This is a genomic window from Peribacillus sp. BM1 (assembly GCF_056679975.1).
The window spans coordinates 766,072-784,338 of record NZ_CM155259.1 but is presented as its reverse complement, the minus strand read 5'-3'; the positions used below and the strand labels follow the sequence as shown (position 1 = coordinate 784,338).

Sequence of the window (18,267 nt, the reverse complement as noted above, 5' to 3'; positions counted from 1 at the left end):
AATTCAGGCTTCGCACCGCTATCATTGTGATAAGGTGAGTGTAGCGTGTTTCATGGTCTATCCTTCATAGTAACTAGTGGCGTTTGAACGCCATTTTAGATTTTGTATATATCAGAGGTGATCAATGATGTTCAGAGGATTTTACACAGCGGCTTCCGGAATGCTTACTCAACAAAGGCGTGCGGAAATGTTGACGAATAATTTATCAAATGCGAATACGCCTGGATTTAAAACAGACCAAGCAAGCGTGAGGTCGTTCCCTGAAATGCTTATGCAACAAATGGGTCAAAAAGCGACAACACCAAACGGGAAAATCAGTTTACCAATTTATTCACAGGTGGGCTCTCTCAGTACAGGTGTCTATATGCAAGAGGCGACGCCCTTGTATACGCAAGGTGACATCCGAGAAACCCAATTAGCGACCGATTTGGCGATTGTTAATGGGAACCTTCCGTTGAACCAGGAAAGTGGCAAACCAGGCACGCTTCTCTTTGTTGTTGAAAATAGTGTGGGACAAGCGCGTTACACGAGAAATGGGAACTTTACATTGGATGGCGCTGGATACTTGACTACAGCTAGTGGAAATTATGTGCAGGATGTCAATAATAACCGAATTCGCGTGAATAGCGAGAACTTCTCCGTCAGTGAAGAAGGCATGATTATAGAAAACAACCAACCAGTAGCCCGCATTGGAATCGCATTCGCAAGGGATCCTTACCAACTCATTAAAGAGGGAGACGGATTATTCCGTGCAGAAGGAGCAATGCTTGATAACGCCTATAACACTGCAGGTGTATCGTTTAATTTGAAGCAGGGCTATTTGGAAGGGTCTAACGTCGATCAGGCGCAAACAATGACAGACATGCTTACTACTTATCGTACGTTTGAAGCGAATCAGAAAATATTACAAGCATACGATAAAAGTATGGACAAGGCTGTCAATGAAATTGGTAGGCTCTAAAGAATAAGGGGGAAATATAGTGAATCGCATGATGATTACATCAACTAATACACTCTCTCAGCTTCAGTTAAAATTGGATACGATTAGCAGTAATATAGCAAACGTGGATACAACAGGCTATAAACGGAAAGAAGCAAATTTTACGGATTTGCTTGTACAGCAATTCAATAATCAAACAACCGCGTCTCAGGAAATCGGCCGTTTGACGCCAAATGGAATACGCCAAGGAACAGGGGCTAAGCTTGGTCAATCACAGCTTATCCTGACACAAGGTTCATTAAAAACGACGAATCGTAGCCTAGATGCCGCCTTTACAAAGCCAGATTTGTTTTTTAGTGTACGTGTTTCAGATGAAAGTGGAGAAAACATACGCTATACACGTGATGGAGCCTTTTTTATGACACCTGTAGATGGAAATGATCATCAGGTTATGCTTGTTACTGGTGATGGGAATTCTGTTCTTGATGAATTCAACCGCCCAATTGTTATAAACGGGAATGTAACAGATATTAGCATGTCTGAAAATGGACAGATTAAAATAGAGACGAGTGATCGAGGAACACAAACCTTTGAGTTAGGCATTGTGTCTGTTAAGAAGCCGCAATTTATGGAGCAGCTAGGCGGTAATGTATTAGCACTCCCCTCAAATTTTAACCAATTGAATATGAATGCAGAAGATATTTTGACATCATTAACAGGCGGCTTGCGCGGCGAGATTTCTATGACACAAGGAGCATTGGAAAGCTCTAATGTAGACTTGTCGAAGGAAATGTCTAATCTTATTATGGTTCAGCGACAATATCAATTCCAATCAAGAGCGATTACAATGGCTGATCAAATGCAAGGATTAGTAAACAGTATCAGATAAGTGAAACATCCATCAATAAAGATCAAATCGCTGATTATTATGGGGCATAACAGCCTGTTAAACCGGGATAAAAAGGAGCTATTGTACACAAGCATGGAAGAAAAAACTTTAACCAGAGACGATTTTAAACAGAAAAAGGAAAATAAGGAACAGACGAAACGAAAAATTCGAATCAGACTGTTACCGCTTTGGTTCAGGGTGTTACTTGTTACAGTATTGATTGTTGTATCAGTAGTCTCCGGATCAATTGTCGGCTATAGTATGATGGGTGGCGGAGCAATGGTTGATGTATTTAAAAAGTCAACCTGGACTCACATTTTTGATTTAGTATACAGCGAGAAATAGAGGGCTAATCCAGGTCAACTGGTGATGGCTTTTCTTATAAGGAGGAAAAAGGAATGCTTGATATTAATCAAATTAAAGAAATTATTGCGCATCGCTATCCTTTTTTATTAGTGGATCGCATAATTGAAGTGGAAGATGGAAAACGTGCAGTAGGCTTGAAAAATGTTTCAGCAAATGAATCTTTCTTTAATGGTCATTTCCCTGAGTATCCAGTCATGCCTGGCGTACTTATTGTTGAGGCACTTGCTCAAGTAGGGGCAGTAGCGATGCTTAAGCAGGAGGAATATAGAGGGAGACTAGCCTTTTTTGCTGGAATTGATAACTGTCGTTTTAAGAGACAAGTCGTTCCAGGAGACCAATTAAAACTTGAAGTTGAAATCACGAGAATGCGCGGTTCCATTGGCAAAGGAAAAGCAGTGGCCACTGTCGATGGCGAAATTGCTTGTGAAACAGATATTATGTTTGCCTTTGGAGATAAAACATAATAGTAGAATAACAAAGGGTACGGATAAACATTCCGTGCTCTCTTTTTTTTCCACAAGAGAATCTGGTAAATGTTACTTTTATAGAAACGAGAGAAATTCCCTTTTTCGGGTATTCTAAATAAGGACCATTAGAATATGGCTCACAACATAAGGAGGAATACAACATGGTGAAAAAACGAATATTAGCTTTGCTTGGGTACTCATTATTATCAATAATGATGTTAGCGGGATGTGCGACGAACGACAATAACAATCCTGCTCCTGAACAGACCCCGACAGATAATAATGTAAATGAACCTGTGAATCCAGACAACAATGTAAACCCAGACAATGATGTGAATAATGATAATAACGTAAATGGACCAGATACAAATTTAAATGAAACAAATAAACATAAAGATAACAAGTAATTCTTATTCATAGACAAAACAGGTGGTAATCTCCGCCTGTTTTGTTTCGATTCTATAACGAAAATAATTTAATTGTTATAAATGATTCCTTTTACTGGCGATATTTGATATGATTTTAGCAAGAGCAGAGGAGCTAAATGTAGGAGGTCCATTTTATAAAATGTTAAAAGATCTTTCACCAGGAGTAAAAATAAGTATAACTCGCTCTATTTCAATTGCTTTTGAGCAATATATGAACAAAATCAACTGGAATGAAAAACAGTTTGATTATGAAGCATACATGGGCGAATGGAAAGAATACTTAAATAAATCAGCTACTTGGTATGATAAGGTAAGCAATGATATAAAAGCGAATTCGGAGTTTCATGAGGAATTAGCGGTGAAAATTAATGAAACGATTAATAAGATCCTTTCAGAAAAACCGAGGAAAGAGCAAATTGAAGAGATAGAACGACTGCAAAAACTTACGAAAACAGAATATGATTATACTTGTCGCGCGGAAGCTCGTTTTGTCATCGAGAAGCTCACGAGGGAATTGAAAAATTCCAAATAAAAAAGTCATATTGAAGCACTTATATCCTTTCGTAAATTCCCTCTGCAAATTTGAACGAATGAGACATGTCAACAATATGTCAATGAAAAAAGCAAAAGCAAAGAACTCTTTGCTTTTGCTTTTTTCATTGACTTTTGCCCGTGGGGAGTTTCATTCTTTATGAGGGTATTCAAAAAGTCCGGTAAAAAAGCTTGCGAATTGCACCAAAGCTCTGTCTTTCCTCGAACTCCTCGGCTCTTTTTATCCCCTTTTTGAACACGCACTTTATGATTTTTTAGTAGTGATAAATGGAGGCTGAGAAATGATTTTTTCTTTGAATTCCGTAAGTAAATCCTCGCCGGAAATGCCTTTGTCGATTAAATCCTCAAGAAGTAATTCTGCATACTTACTACGGGCTCTTTGCAAATGTCCTTCAAATACGATGCTAACATGGCCATCAACTTCTTTTATTGAACGGAGGACAGTGTCAAACGCAGCAGGGCCATTCTCTTTTTTTGTAATGACAGCCTGAACAGTCACTTCGCCATTCAATAAAGGCAGTACATGCTGAATTTTATCGAAATATGGTTTAGATAAAAAGGCTTCGAGAATCCACGTATTTAAATCATCTTCTTTGTTAATAATCAATCCATCTGTAAGCCCCACATTAAATAGTTCATTCCGTTCAGTTACAATTTGTAGTGAAATTAATTTGAATGATTTCATGCCATTCCTCCATTCTTCTTATGCATAGAGACTTTCCTTATTTTTGCTTATTATAACATATCTGAAAATGAGGAACGAATCATAATCTAAATACGATTCGACTTTAAAAAAGTGGGGAAATGTTGAAAATCCAGTTTTTGCTGTAGAAGTGCGTCGAAAATAGGATTTTTAAGCGAGATATCAATAATAATCAACAAAAAAGGCGTATCAAAATGCAAATTTCGCGGTTTTTCTTTTACAATAAATTTATGTATGATGGGTACAAATAGATTGAAAGGAGATGAGAATGTGATTAATCAAGTAACTTTAGTCGGTCGATTAACGCGAGATCCTGATCTGCGCTATACAGCCGAAGGTAGGGCAGTCTCTACCATTGTATTGGCGGTAAACCGAAATTACCGTAATCAAGCAGGAGATTTTGATGCAGATTTTGTTCAATGTACGCTTTGGCAAAAGACGGCTGAGAATACAGCAAATTATTGTCAAAAGGGCTCAGTTATTGGGGTTACAGGAAGAATTCAAACGAGAAAATATGATAACCAAGAAGGAAAGAAAGTCTATGTAACAGAGGTAGTCGCAGAAGCAGTAAGATTTCTTGGCCCGAAACCAGCAAATAAGCAGCAATCAGAATTTGAACATATTAAAGCATAACGGTTATTGAGGTGAAATATGACAAGAAATAGCTTTCAATTTAGTGAATTTTTAAAGGAAGGCAATCAGACGCTTTATCCATTTACAGTTGCATCCTCGCACTACAATCAACAGCAAATAGAACGCATCGAGCAAATTATGGGCGATTTAATTCGCTACATAGCCAAGACTCAAGCCAAAACTTCAAAGAATGAAAGTCATCTCGCAGAAATGGAATCTCGCCTAAAGCGTTTTAACATGCAATATATCTATTTATCGGAACAATATGCAGTACTTCAACAACGACTTACTATACTCGAGAATAAATGATTTATACATGTTTAATTATATAGAAAAACCTTTATTACAAGTATGCTAAAGGACTGCTGATACTAGTATTCCTCGCAGGACAAACCCCGATTAACCTCGAAAAATGAGATTGATTCCTCTAATGAGCCTCGATTATGGACTGCATTTTGCAGTCTTTTTTTGCGTTTTTATACAGGATGAATGGAGGAACTCTGTTTCTATTTTCAGTTCGGACCAAAACTTGTTTTTCGTGTAATTTTCATTTCGGCACGGAAAGTGCTCAATCTGGCATGCAAATGAAGAATCCGGCACGGAAAGTGCTCAATCTGGCACGCAAATGAAGAATCCGGCACGGAAAGTATCCAATCTGGCACGAAAATCTCGACTCCAGCTCACAAAGAGCACATATCGGCTCGTAAAGCTCAGGGTCCGGCCTGGAATCTTAAAATGCAGTACCGAACGTTCTAACTTTTGCTGGTGAGATTGGTTCAGGCTCGACTCTTTTCTCTGACTTTAGTCGTAATCAGGAACATTGCGTGAAAAAAGGCAGTAAATCAACGAGTAAAAGCAGCCTCGAAAAGTAAAAAGAGGCTGCTTTTTAAATAATATAGTCAGATCCGGCAATTCTTCATGCAGGAGAAAAATATTGCGAGTTCATACCTACTCTTTAATGCAAGGACACAAGATCTCGAATTTCATCTGTTGATAATTCGGTAATCCAATTGTCACTATTAATGATTTCGTCGTTCAAAGCTTGTTTTTTATCAATCATCATGTCAATTTTTTCTTCAAGGGTTCCGGTGCAAATGAGCTTATGGACATGGACAAAACGTTTTTGACCAATCCGGTAGGCTCGGTCGGTTGCCTGGTTCTCAACAGCAGGATTCCACCAGCGATCATAGTGAATAACATGATTGGCTGTGGTTAAGTTCAATCCAGTTCCACCCGCTTTAAGCGATAGGATGAAGATCGGAAATTCACCTGCCTGGAATCTGGCAATCATCGTATCTCGCTGCGCTTTACTGGCGCTGCCATTTAGGAAGGGTACCTCGATGTTATACCGCTTCTCTAATAATTCCTTCATCATATTCCCCATCCCGATATATTGCGTGAAGATGAGGCAGCTTTCCTGGCTCTCCTGGACAGCATCAACCAGCTCGGTTAGCTTTTCGAGTTTACCTGAGCGTTTGCTTTTTGCCATAATATCTGATGTAGCATCTTCTTTTAAGTATAAAGCAGGGTGGTTGCACAATTGCTTCAATTTGTTTAGCATCTTCAGAATAATTCCCTTTTTCTCAAACGCTGACAGCTTTTCAATGTCTGCAAAGGTATCTTTAATAAGCTGCTCATAGAGTGAAGCCTGTTCCGTTGTTAAAGGAACATATTCCTTTTGTTCCTGCTTATCCGGGAGATTAAGGGCAACATCTTTATCCTTTTTCGTTCTTCTTAACAGAAATGGTGTAATCAGGCGTTGCAACTCTTTAATCTTGTCCTTTTGATCTTCACGTTCAATCGTAGCGACATATTTATCCGAGAATTGCTTAAGTGATCCAAGATAGCCTTTGTTGATAAAATCAAAAATTGCCCATAATTCACTTAATCGGTTTTCCATCGGTGTACCGGTAAGAGCGACATGATGGTGGCCTTTAAACTTCCGAACAGAACGAGATTGCTTTGTTTGGGCATTTTTAATATTCTGCGCTTCATCAAGAATAATCGTATTCCAATAAACGGATGAGAGGGCATCAAAATCATGATGAGTGATGCCGTATGAAGTCAATACGATATCATATTTTGCGATTGTCTGAACAAAGGCTTCACCTTTCACACGATTTGTTCCATAGTGCAGGTGAACCTTTAAATTTGGTGAGAATCGTTCTAGTTCCCGCTGCCAATTACCAAGGACAGATGTTGGACATATAATAAGGGAGGCTTGAACCGGAATCGCTTCTTTTTGAATATCCAAAACGTCTTCGGTTGTGCTTCCTTCAACATCTTCTTCATTTTCTTGGGTTTCCACAATAGCCAGAGGAATAACAGCTCCTTCTTGATCTTCCACATCAGTCACAGAGGTGTTCTCCTTATGTTGCAGTTCTTTTACGTGCTGTAAGTAGGTAATCATTTGCACAGTTTTTCCAAGACCCATGTCATCTGCTAGGCAAGCGCCAAAGCCATGCTCCCGCAAAAATAAAAGCCAGCTCATACCAAGTGATTGATAAGGTCTGAGCTCACCATGGAAGGTCTTTGGTGCAGGTAGAATCGGAATGTTCTTCGTTTCACGTAAACGGCTGACCATTTTACGAAGCTCTTGATTTAATTCGAATTGAATTTGCAACATTTGATTCGTATCATCATCTTCTACTTCGTCTTGTTCATTCATGAACTCCTGCTGCAGTAAATCGGTTAACTGTAAGCCTTTGTCGTTAGCTGTTTCCATGAGTTCTTGAATTTGTTTGATGAATTGCGGATCCAGTTTGACCCATTGTCCACGGATATAGACAAGGCGACGTTTTTCATTTACGAGATTTTGGAATTCGGCTTCTGAAAGGTCTTCTCCATTCAAGGAAAATCGCCAATCAAAGTCCATTAAGGCTTGCATTCCAACATACGAAGGACCGCGATTTGAAGAGCTTTTTACTCTCGCTTTGACTTTCAGGGAAGACTCTTTTAAGGCCATCCACCAAGAAGGAAGCAGGATTTCAGCTCCTAAAAATAACAGCTTTTCACTAGCATCCGTTAGAAAATCCCAAGCTTCTGGCTCACTTAGTTCCTCTTTGAAGCCATTCGTTGCAGTCCTGAGCCATGGAATAACGGAAACCCAGCGCTCGACGGTTCGTTTGATTTCACTGACATATTTATTCCAGCCGCGTGGTAATCGTTTAGCTGGATAATCAATCACAACGTCTTCTTCTTTTTTTGAACGTAAAAAGGTAGTCAAATTCCACGGACCTACTCCGTCAATCGGCTCCGTTAATTTCAACCCAATTACGAAAGGTTTAGTATCTTCTTCAATTCCTAACCAAGCACTCCAGCTTTCTTCATCAAAAAAGGTTTGCAATTCGTCAGCTGTAAGTCGAGTGTCTTTTAAAGCAGTAAGTGCTTCATCCCATTTATTTTTTAGGCTTGAATAGCTGGAAAGATAAGCGTTGGCTGCATCGTTATACCATGCTTCAATAAACGCCTTTTTCGTTTCTTCATTTTCAGCGTGAATATCTGTGTAGACTTTTTCCTCCCAAAAGGCAGGTACGAATTCCTCTAGTACTTCCTCTGGCAATGTCCAACCGACCTGTTCATGTTGCAGGCTAGTAAAGTCAGGTACGGGCACACCTTTTTCAATCGATTCATGAAGGACAGGTGCTGCTGAGAGACATAGAGAAGAGAGCTCTGACCATTCCCAATCAATAAATGAGTTAAATCCTTCTTTAGAAAATAAATTCAGGAGGACCCAGGCATTGACGATAAATACTGGAATGGTATCGATAGTATCAACAGTCAGTCTAGTGCCGTAGAAGCTTGCTTCATCCCAAGAGAATAACAGCCTACGAACAGATTCGGGATTTACATAGGTATTTTCAGGGGTGACGATGGCAATGGAGTATTTCCCGCTTCCGATTGCTGCAATTTTTACTTTTAATGTTTTTCGGTTATCCATCGATTAGCTTACTCCTTTGCAGTTCTTCTTGAAAAGCCCGCAATCGTTTTGTGGAAAGAGAGATATAGTCCAAGTAATTCTCGAATACATTCTCCTGTTTCATCTTTTTATAGATCGTTCGCATTTTTTTCAAATACCGAACGGCTTGTTTGTAGGCAGCCCGGTTTTTTAAAGAAACGGTTTGCTGTACGGCATGGTGGTAAAGCGGCAGGATAATCTTAGGGTCGCTCGCTACAACCGTTTTAATCATGTCTTGGCCGATTGCATCAAGTGTTACGCCAGAATAAATGATTAAATCCGTCCACTTTTTATAATTTTGCTGTTCAAAAAGAAACATCGAATATTCCCAATAACTATATGGAAGCGCTTCTCGGTAAAATTTTTCAAGTAAATCAAAGCGTTTCAATTTCGTGCAAGAAGCATAGATCGGTTTCGCTAAGATACGAACATGGTCATTACAAGCATAATAATCATTTATATCTGTTAAATAATCATTCAGATTTCGGATAATAAATTCGATAAAAGGCAAATTGCGTTGATGTGTGTCCTGGTCCGCAAATTGTTTCATCCAATAATATAGATAAGGACAATCGTTAAATGTGAGATTTTGCAACAATGGTATCGCCTTGTCATATTGGTTATCCAGTACGTAGAGGTGAATAGCAGCAATGGAGTGAGTCGAGCGCTCTATATCACTTAAAGTTGACGTCGAAAGCTTCTTTTCGATTCGTTCTGACTCTACTTTTCGAGGTGCTTTCTTCGAGAATAAATGGGTCCATAGTTCACGATATAAATCGACTTTTTCATATTCCAAGCCTTCATTGCCCCGTAATAAATCGATTGTATCTTCGGATAGATTGCTTATAAAGGAATCAAAGGCGAATGGACGTGATCGGTTTGCTAAGCGGTAAATCATCGAATGCAAAGAATCGAATAAATCGTCGACTAGCTGGTAAAAGGCCCGTATGGTATAGGGTTGGTTTCGATGTTCAGCCATCAGCTTGAATGTGTTCAGTAAAGTGAACGTGGACGTGATGAATTGATAAAGTAATTTCCAATTCGATTCCCTAGGAGCTTTAGACATAAGCTTTGATTTGTAGTTTTGGATATGATTTTCCATGACAAAAGAGTTCTCTGTGAATCGATCTTCAATTAGTTCTGTGAAAGACTCTCTCGTGAAATTCTTCCAGCTATCATAGCTTTGTTCGAACGGTTCTAATTCTGTCAGTAGGGTACTAGCAGGTTTAACCGGAAGCGTTGCTTGAGTTTTTGTATTCTTGTCGCTTTGAGACCAGTTAAGGACCCAATCCGCTGGACTAGAAATGCTCGCGTACAAGTGAAAAAACACCGCAATCTTGTGCGTACAGATCGATTGATGATCACATGTGCATTCAGATGCAACCCAAAATAGCATATCGAATTCAACCTCTTTTGGTGTTCCGTCCTGAACAACAGCATAAACCGAGCTCTCTTCCTTAGAAGTCACCTTCACTAACCCCTGACGGTAAAGAGAAAGTCCCTCACGAACCGTCAACTGATCCTCATCCACCGAAGGACGAAGCAACCGGCTAAGCTCCTCCGCCAAAAACAACAAATCGTCCATACAGCACCTCCAAGGGGTCAGACCCCATTTCCCAAAATAATAATTGAATAAAAACATTGATATAATAGTATTTAATCAAGGGTACTTTAGGGGTCAGACCCTATTTCCCAAACTTGAAAAGATTGATTATGAATATGCCAAGAAAGAACAGAGTGTGGTTTCCTGGCGCGATCATATTACGTGTCGGAGGCCCGCAGGATGCGGGTCAGGACGGCGAAGACATAAGGACGTGGCGAACTTAGCCGTTCTTCCTCTTTTTATGATGATATTGATCATTTGAACTATCTGCATTATCTGGAAGAGACTAGAATGAAGTGTTTTTTTCACTTGCATGCGTATTGTTTAATGACGAACCATCTCCATTTATTGTTGGAAACAAAAGATAACCCTCCTGGAAATATTATGAGAAAGTTAAACTCACGCTATGCCATTTTCTTTAACAAACGCCACAATCTTGACGGCCACGTATTTCAAGGACGTTATCATGCCATGATGATTGATTTCCCCGAACACTTCACAAGCACCAGTCGCTATATTCATCTTAACCCCGTTAAAGCCAATATCGTCCAAAAACCAGAACAATATAAGTGGAGCAGCTATTCTGCATACGCCAAAGGCACTCCAAACCGACACATCATCACAAATGAAATCCTCCGTTACTTTCAAACCCCGGCCAACTACATCAGCTACGCGCGGGGGTCAGACCCTATTTCCCAGAATTAATCTACATCAATAATCCTAGTTGTAGCAAGGGTTTGTTCATCATACATGAGGGGTCAGACCCCATTTCCCGAGTTCATCTTATCATTATACTTCATTTTAGGGTGAATTTTTAGGGGGGAGTTTGTGTTTTGGTGTAATTGAATTGATGTGAAAACCAGACCGCTATGTTCTCGGCCTGGTTGGGGAGATTAAAGAGTTTTCCAGTTATCTAATTTCTGTGAGATAAAAGAGGTGAAGCGTGTGTCATTCTGGAGGTTGAAGATTAAATTTGCCTTTTCCATATACTTTTCAGCAAGAATAAGGTCACCTAAGAGCTCGTAATTATAACCTGTATGATAGTGTAGTTCTCCTAATAAATAAAGATTACTTTTCTGAATGCACCATTCAATACCATCGAGGCAGAAATTATTGGACCTTTCATAATCCTGTAACCGTGTCAAAGTTCGAGCAGTATTATAGTAGATCCGTATTTTCACCGTATTATCAACTAGATAAGGAATGGTGTTAATGAATTGATAAGCATCCTTATAGGTAGAGAGTGCTTTCTTCAATTGCTTTTCTTCGAATAAAATAACGCCGATGCTCAACAAGATTTCAATTTCTCGCTCTGAATGCACTTTATTCGAAGTTTGGGTCAACAGAATCGCATCTTTTAAAATATTGATAGATTTGGCAGAATCGCGATATAACTCGTAATGATAGATTCCCTTATGCCACAACAGCAGTTGATAATTGCGTTTATGTTGCTTGAATAACGGATTGTTCTCCTCTGCCACAACGATGTCCCTAATCTCTTGGTAATTCATCGTCCTTCTTGCATTTCTTAATTGATTTATTACCTCGTTAACATAATCGAGGCGAGGCGTCATCCCCATATCGAAAAAATAATTTACATCAACACCGAGTTTTTGGGAAATTAAGTATAGCGTTGAAGCATAGGGGAAAACGTCCCCTTTTTCAAGTTTACTAATCTGTGCCTGTGTACAAATTCCTTCAGCAAGCTCTTCCTGTGAAAGTTTCATTTGTTTTCTAAGTTCTTTAATTTTATGTCCGATTGCTAAAAAATCCATGCTACCCCCTATGTAAATATTCCTAGAGTTATATTTCTATACAAATACGGAAGAAATCATGCTAGTTTTACATGGTTTCTCTAAATTAAAGCGGCGACAAGGCTAAATCCCGATTTTTATGTCTGTGGTTAAATATAAATATAGAATTTATTTCTATTAAAATCCAATAATAATTAAGGAAAAGGGAGGAAGTACCTATGAAAAAGAAGATAGTTGGGATGATATTTGCATTATTTGTAGTAGCGGGCTTAAGCTTTATCGGCGTTTCAACTGGAACTTCAGGTGGATCAGTAGGAACTTTCGAATTACCGTCAGAATATTAATAGTAAAAGTGAGTGTTCAAAAAGGAGGATAAAAAGAGCCGAGAAGTTCGAGGAGCGATCGTCTCGAGGACCGGAGCGACAGAGTGACGAAGAAATTCGACAGCTATTTTTACCGGACTTTTTGAACATCCCCTAAAAGATAGATTGAAATTTTTACTGGCACTTTCCCTGTGGAGAGTGTCTTTTATTTCTAAACCACCACTCTTATACTAATTTTTTTAGCTGGTCGAATTACCTATTTTGGAATGCTTATCTCAACCCTAAGCCATTTTTCACAGAAAATATTCCTATGGTTATATTTATATACGAAAATCAGTTATAAAACTACCTAAATCGATGAAAAACGCCCTAAATGGCAAAATACGCTGGAAATTGCAGTTTTATCCCTAATGAGAAAAGTGCTTAAATGAATGTGAGTATTCGCTATTTAGCAAAACAAGTTTGTTTTGCATTAATAATGAACAATTGTTCAAATTTTGAATGTAATTTGGAAATTGTAATAGTCCGATTCTTGAATTTCTGGAAACCCTCAGTTTCTAGTACCTAAGCATGAAGCGTCTTTCGGAAAAGGATGCTTTAGTTGCCTGCAAACGGTTGCCTGTTTGCAGGATTTTTTTATTTGTGGGGGCAATCCGTCCGAAGGGACCCAACTATTTCTTTGTTGCTAATCATCCAAATTACTCCCTATGAATTGCAGATATAGTAACCGGTTTCAATCATACTGCCTCTGGGTACAGTAGATTATAGATGAATACTGGAGGGGAAATCACGGTGCTAAACAAAGAAACAGATTTTCCTAATGTGAAAAAAGCAAAGTTTCAATTTATTTTTCCTTTTATACTGGAGGAACATAGAATTGAAGAATTTGCAAATAGATTAATAGAAAAGGACTTCGATTTCTTCGATTTAAATAATGCTGAACAGCAGCATGCCTATTATGGAGAAAGCCATGTATCACATCGTTCGCTTGAAAGGTTTTTTCTGCCAAATATAGAACCTATTTTATTTCCACAAACGGATACAAGAAGAGAAAGCTTCCGCCGGTTTTCGAAACGAACCAATCTTGCATGTGAATTTTCTTCCAAGCACCTTGAAACAGATTTCATCATGGATTCTATAGATATTTTCATTTGTCCATTCCATATTGGGCTAATCAATATCCGGGTCACCTTGCCAGAAGGTCTTTCCTATTCAGATGTACTGTTCTTCGGTGACAGATTTCGAGTGCTTGAGCAAATCTCGAATAATGAAGAAAATGCGAAAATAGGGTGTGAGGAAGAAAACTATCAACAGGTGAAGGATTTCATATTTAATAAATTGCTTCAAGATATGAGTTGCTATATCGATGAAAATGAAATCAAAGATACATACTTTGGGAGCCTGCCTTTTTTTGTCGACGAGCGGATGTATGTTCTTGGGCATCTTTCGATAACAGAAGATAGTGAGCTTTCGAAAGTCAATCTATTTAGAGCAGGTGAACTGAACGGCTACGATTCTAGTGGAAACCCTTATCTCGGTGTCTTGAATCCGGACTATATCGACCGGTATTACACGAGTCATGTGTATGACCGTTGGGGGGAAGAAACCTATTATGTTACAAGTGAGAATCATTTCGTTTGTTTAACAAAGACAGCTGGTGATATGGAGGAAGAGCTGATTAGCCAAATGTACGGTCAACTTTATTATTCGTTGCTTTTCTTTTTTTACTATAAAATTGTCTTGCTAAAGCTCTCTCATCAGCATTCCTTGATTGATATTGAGAAAGACCAATCCAGAACGGAAGAACTAATTGTCATGATTACGAACTTTTCTGCAAAATTCTATTTTCCGGAAGTGAACAGTACAACAACAGGAAGGGAAATCTCTCAGATGTCGAAGGATATATTCCAAATTGAACGGCTCTATCAAGATGTAAAGGAAACCCTGAATGATTTGTACCAAAGCCAGGATAAACTTTCTGGAAAACGTCAAAATGCCTTGCTGCAAATCCTTACCATTTATACAGTGATATCAGGGATTTTTGGAATGAATCTGGTCATTGAAGACGGTAAAGAAAATTTTTCGTTGAGTAAGTTTATGTCCTATACTCCATCTGAGCTTTTTGTCTCTTTTGTGACAATGAGCGGCGTGATTATCTCGTTAATATTAGGTGTCTTTTTCCTGAAAGAATGGATTAGGGAACATAAGAGTCGGAATAATAAAATCTTCTAATAAATAGGTCAGCTCTCTATACATAAGGGAGCTGCCTTTTTTAAGTCAACCATCTTTCTAGCAGTCCCAGAAAAAATATTTTATAATGAAAATAGAGATAATTCAGCTATACGATAAATTCAAGGAGGAAAGAATGAAAAAAATTCTTTTTATTTCCATTTTATTTGTAATTCTAGCAGGGTGTTCTAACAAAGGTCCCACGCCGGAAGATCGGTTCGCTGCATATGTGAAGCTTTGGAATGAACAAAAATATGACGAAATGTATAAGTATTTGTCCGCAGAAGCGAAGAAAGCCATAGATGTAAAGGATTTTACAGAACGATACGAAAAAATCTATGGGGATATTGAAGTAGCCAATTTAACTGTTACGTACAAAAAACCGAAAGAATCCACTGATGATAAAGAGTTGAAAAAGACTGAACTACCTTTTTCCGTCAGCATGGATACAATGGCTGGTTCAGTAGATTTCAATCATAAAGCAATAGTTGTCAAAGAAGGGAAAGACGATAAAGAGAATTGGTATATAAATTGGGATGCTACTTATATCTTTCCTGAGCTTGAAGAAGGGGGGAAAGTGTCCATCGCAACCTATCCTGCCATTCGGGGAGAAATTGTCGACCGCAATGAACAATATTTGGCGATGAATGGTTCTGTTGTGGAGGTAGGCATCGTTCCAGAAGAAATGACGGATCAATCAGCAATCATCACACAAACGTCCCAACTTCTAAATATGTCGAAAGAAGAAGTAGAAAAAAAGCTAAATCAATCCTGGATAAAACCGAACTACTTTGTACCGCTTAAAAAGGTGTCCGTTGAAGATACCGCATTAAAGGAAGCCCTTGCAAACATTCCATCAATTCATTTGAATGAAGTGGCAGGCCGTGTGTATCCATACAAAGAAGTAACCGCTCATCTTATTGGCTATATCGGTGAAATTACTGCTGAGGAGCTGAAAACATGGGAAAAGAAAGGCTATATAGCAAACGATGTAATTGGAAAAAGAGGACTTGAGCAAATCCTGGAGGAACGATTGAAAGGAAAACCTGGCGCCAAAATATCCGTCAAGACAGATAGAGGTCAGGAAAAGATCATCGCTGAAAAGAAAGCTGAAGAAGGCGAAACGATCGTCCTAACGATCGATGTCGAGCTACAACAGCAAATTTTTACCCAATACAAGGGAGAAGTAGGCTCAGCAACAGCACTAAATCCGATAACAGGGGAAACGCTCGCACTTGTTAGCAGCCCATCGTTTGATCCGAACCAATACGTGCTCGGAATGACGGCGGCGAAACAGCAAGCGTTGGAAAGTGATCCGAATAAGCCGCTCATCAATCGCTTTAGTGCAACCTTTTCTCCAGGTTCGACCATTAAAGCGCTCACTGCTTCGATTGCCATGAAAAACGGTGTCGATCCAAATGAAGCAATTGAAATTAAAGGAAGGACATGGAAGAAAGCGAATTGGAAAGATCATAGCATAACGAGGGTATCCACACCAGGTATACCCATCAATATGACCGCCGCATTAGTATACTCTGACAACATATACTTTGCTCAAAAAGCACTGCAACTTGGTACAAATAAGTTTACAAATGGCTTAAAGGATTTTGGCTTTGAAGAAACCATCCCATTTGAATATGCCATTAAAGCGTCGCAAATTGGAAAAATTGATTCAGAAGGCAGACTTGCCGACAGCGGCTACGGTCAAGGGCAGGTACTGATGAGTCCTTTACATGTAGCGTTAGCGCATACGACGTTTGTGAACGAAGGAAACATGGTTGCGCCAAAGCTGTTTCTCGATGGCAATGATAAGCCGGTTTATTGGAAAGAAAATATTATCTCTAAAGATCAAGCTACACAAATGACAAAAATGCTCACTCAAGTTATCTCAAGCCGTGCCGGATCTGCCCATTCACTTAGTGAGACAGGCATTCCACTGGCTGGAAAAACAGGAACGGCCGAAATCAAGCAAAGCAAAGAATCAACAGGTACTGAAAATGGCTGGTTCGTAGGCTATAACACAAATAACCCGAGGCTGCTGATGACTTGGATGATGGAAAATGTCAAAGGCAGAGGTGGCAGCCATCTTGTGGTGGATAAGATGAAACCGGTTTGGGTGGACTATCTGAACCAAGCAGAAGAATAAGGAGACAAATTCAAAATCAAAGGGTCAGACCCACAGCAACTACATCCTGTTCATATTAACTGGATGTAACATGCTAATCTATGAGGTCAGACCCTCTTTTTTTGCTGTTATTTCCCACTTAAAGTATAATGCAAATTGGCGTATGATTAATTTTCCGGAGTTTTATCCCAGACTTGTAAATTCTTAATTGGTTAATAAACCGTTCATAAAGGTAATTGGGGGCGTAATAATCGAAGGTCCATTTTCTTTAATAAGCTATACTTACTCTTTTTTTTTGTAATTGAATTGTCTTTTTAATGTTTCTTTAATTAAGTTATAATAGAGTAGTTATGGAGAAAAATAGACATTGTTAGAATGTGGGGGTGGGAAAGTGAAAGTTAAGAAAGCAATTATACCGGCAGCTGGTTTAGGAACTAGATTTTTGCCAGCGACGAAGGCACAACCCAAAGAAATGCTTCCCATCGTAGATAAACCAACCATTCAATATATTGTAGAAGAAGCCGTTCAGTCTGGAATTGAAGATATAATCATTATAAGTGGACGCGGCAAAAGAGCGATAGAAGATCATTTCGATAAATCTTATGAATTAGAAGAAACGCTGGCTAAGCGTGACGAATGGGTCAAGCTTAAGGAAGTAGAGCAGATTACGAACCTAGCGAATGTTCATTATATTAGACAGAAAGAGCCAAGGGGCTTAGGAGATGCTATTTCTTGTGCCCGGAGCTTTATTGGAAATGAGCCATTCGCCGTGATGCTGGGGGATGATATCGTCAGAGCTCAAGTTCCTTGCCTGCAACAGCTAATTGATATGTATAAAATTCATCAGTGCTCCATTCTCGGTGTTCAACGAGTGCCGAATGAAGAAGTATCTAAATATGGCATTATTGAACCAGAGGCTGAGATACGTGATCAGTTAATGCAAGTGAAAAGCCTTGTCGAGAAACCGAGACAAGAAGAAGCTCCTTCAAATTATGCAATCATGGGAAGGTACATCCTGCAACCAGAGATATTTGAAATCCTTAAAGATATTCCACCAGGAGCTGGTGGGGAAATTCAGTTGACAGATGCAATACGGAAATTGGTCGATATCCAGAAGGTTATGGGATTTTACTTTGAAGGCGAACGTTTTGATGTAGGAGATAAAATGGGCTATATCAAGGCTACGATTGACTTTGCTTTAAAAAGAGAAGACCTCAAGAGAGAACTGACTGAATACTTAAGAAGTCTGAAATTATAAAGTCACATGTGAAATCGTATTTTTCACAGATTTCCCGTA

The 18,267-nt window shown here is 39.0% G+C and carries 17 protein-coding genes; 13 read left to right on the top strand and 4 right to left on the bottom strand.

Annotated features, from left to right (window positions below):
- The first annotated feature begins 127 nt into the window (after positions 1-127).
- The 6 genes from AC1MGI_RS03745 (at position 128) to AC1MGI_RS03720 (ending at position 3,622) form a co-directional block, all read left to right on the top strand.
- Positions 128-961, top strand: coding sequence for a flagellar hook-basal body protein (locus AC1MGI_RS03745; RefSeq protein WP_480349697.1), 834 nt, complete (start codon positions 128-130; stop codon positions 959-961).
- A gap of 19 nt (positions 962-980) precedes the next feature.
- Complete coding sequence (locus tag AC1MGI_RS03740; protein ID WP_480348632.1) at positions 981-1,829, top strand: flagellar hook-basal body protein; 849 nt, start codon at positions 981-983, stop codon at positions 1,827-1,829.
- 93 nt (positions 1,830-1,922) lie between these two features.
- Positions 1,923-2,174, top strand: a complete 252-nt coding sequence (locus AC1MGI_RS03735) for a DNA-directed RNA polymerase subunit beta (protein WP_062185445.1) — start codon at positions 1,923-1,925, stop codon at positions 2,172-2,174.
- Positions 2,175-2,227: 53 nt separating this feature from the next.
- Entirely contained in the window at positions 2,228-2,659 is a 432-nt protein-coding gene (fabZ, locus tag AC1MGI_RS03730; protein WP_480348631.1) for a 3-hydroxyacyl-ACP dehydratase FabZ, read from the top strand.
- A gap of 164 nt (positions 2,660-2,823) precedes the next feature.
- Complete coding sequence (locus AC1MGI_RS03725; RefSeq protein ID WP_480348630.1) at positions 2,824-3,069, top strand: hypothetical protein; 246 nt, start codon at positions 2,824-2,826, stop codon at positions 3,067-3,069.
- 109 nt (positions 3,070-3,178) lie between these two features.
- Positions 3,179-3,622: a hypothetical protein gene (locus AC1MGI_RS03720; RefSeq protein WP_480348629.1), complete on the top strand. Its 444-nt coding sequence runs from the start codon at positions 3,179-3,181 to the stop codon at positions 3,620-3,622.
- Between the two features lie 264 nt (positions 3,623-3,886).
- Here the strand turns inward: AC1MGI_RS03720 and AC1MGI_RS03715 are convergent, their stop codons facing one another.
- On the bottom strand, positions 3,887-4,327 hold the full coding sequence (locus AC1MGI_RS03715; RefSeq protein WP_480348628.1) for a YwpF family protein: 441 nt from the start codon (positions 4,325-4,327) through the stop codon (positions 3,887-3,889).
- Between the two features lie 288 nt (positions 4,328-4,615).
- Here AC1MGI_RS03715 and ssb point away from each other — a divergent pair, with 288 nt between their 5' ends.
- Positions 4,616-4,978: a single-stranded DNA-binding protein gene (gene ssb / locus AC1MGI_RS03710; protein ID WP_480348627.1), complete on the top strand. Its 363-nt coding sequence runs from the start codon at positions 4,616-4,618 to the stop codon at positions 4,976-4,978.
- Between the two features lie 18 nt (positions 4,979-4,996).
- Positions 4,997-5,287, top strand: a complete 291-nt coding sequence (locus tag AC1MGI_RS03705) for a hypothetical protein (protein ID WP_480348626.1) — start codon at positions 4,997-4,999, stop codon at positions 5,285-5,287.
- 646 nt (positions 5,288-5,933) lie between these two features.
- Here the strand turns inward: AC1MGI_RS03705 and AC1MGI_RS03700 are convergent.
- Positions 5,934-8,918: a DEAD/DEAH box helicase gene (locus tag AC1MGI_RS03700; RefSeq protein WP_480348625.1), complete on the bottom strand. Its 2,985-nt coding sequence runs from the start codon at positions 8,916-8,918 to the stop codon at positions 5,934-5,936.
- The gene (locus AC1MGI_RS03695) at positions 8,911-10,521 is read right to left on the bottom strand and encodes an SWIM zinc finger family protein (protein WP_480348624.1); all 1,611 of its coding nucleotides are present in this window, start codon (positions 10,519-10,521) and stop codon (positions 8,911-8,913) included. The genes AC1MGI_RS03700 and AC1MGI_RS03695 overlap by 8 nt, the downstream gene beginning before the upstream one ends.
- Before the next feature lie 276 nt (positions 10,522-10,797).
- On the opposite strand from AC1MGI_RS03695, the gene AC1MGI_RS03690 reads away from it, so the two are divergent.
- The gene (locus tag AC1MGI_RS03690) at positions 10,798-11,244 is read left to right on the top strand and encodes a transposase (RefSeq protein WP_480348623.1); all 447 of its coding nucleotides are present in this window, start codon (positions 10,798-10,800) and stop codon (positions 11,242-11,244) included.
- Between the two features lie 188 nt (positions 11,245-11,432).
- Here the strand turns inward: AC1MGI_RS03690 and AC1MGI_RS03685 are convergent, their stop codons facing one another.
- On the bottom strand, positions 11,433-12,314 hold the full coding sequence (locus tag AC1MGI_RS03685) for a helix-turn-helix domain-containing protein (protein ID WP_480348622.1): 882 nt from the start codon (positions 12,312-12,314) through the stop codon (positions 11,433-11,435).
- A 197-nt stretch (positions 12,315-12,511) separates the two neighbouring features.
- Here AC1MGI_RS03685 and AC1MGI_RS03680 point away from each other — a divergent pair, with 197 nt between their 5' ends.
- The 4 genes from AC1MGI_RS03680 to galU all read left to right on the top strand — a co-directional run bounded on the left by AC1MGI_RS03680 (position 12,512) and on the right by galU (position 18,228).
- On the top strand, positions 12,512-12,637 hold the full coding sequence (locus AC1MGI_RS03680; protein WP_480348621.1) for a hypothetical protein: 126 nt from the start codon (positions 12,512-12,514) through the stop codon (positions 12,635-12,637).
- Between the two features lie 771 nt (positions 12,638-13,408).
- Positions 13,409-14,848, top strand: a complete 1,440-nt coding sequence (locus AC1MGI_RS03675; protein WP_480348620.1) for a hypothetical protein — start codon at positions 13,409-13,411, stop codon at positions 14,846-14,848.
- A gap of 133 nt (positions 14,849-14,981) precedes the next feature.
- Entirely contained in the window at positions 14,982-16,991 is a 2,010-nt protein-coding gene (locus tag AC1MGI_RS03670; protein WP_480348619.1) for a penicillin-binding transpeptidase domain-containing protein, read from the top strand.
- Positions 16,992-17,361: 370 nt separating this feature from the next.
- Positions 17,362-18,228: a UTP--glucose-1-phosphate uridylyltransferase GalU gene (gene galU, locus AC1MGI_RS03665; protein ID WP_454213447.1), complete on the top strand. Its 867-nt coding sequence runs from the start codon at positions 17,362-17,364 to the stop codon at positions 18,226-18,228.
- Positions 18,229-18,267 lie beyond the last annotated feature (39 nt).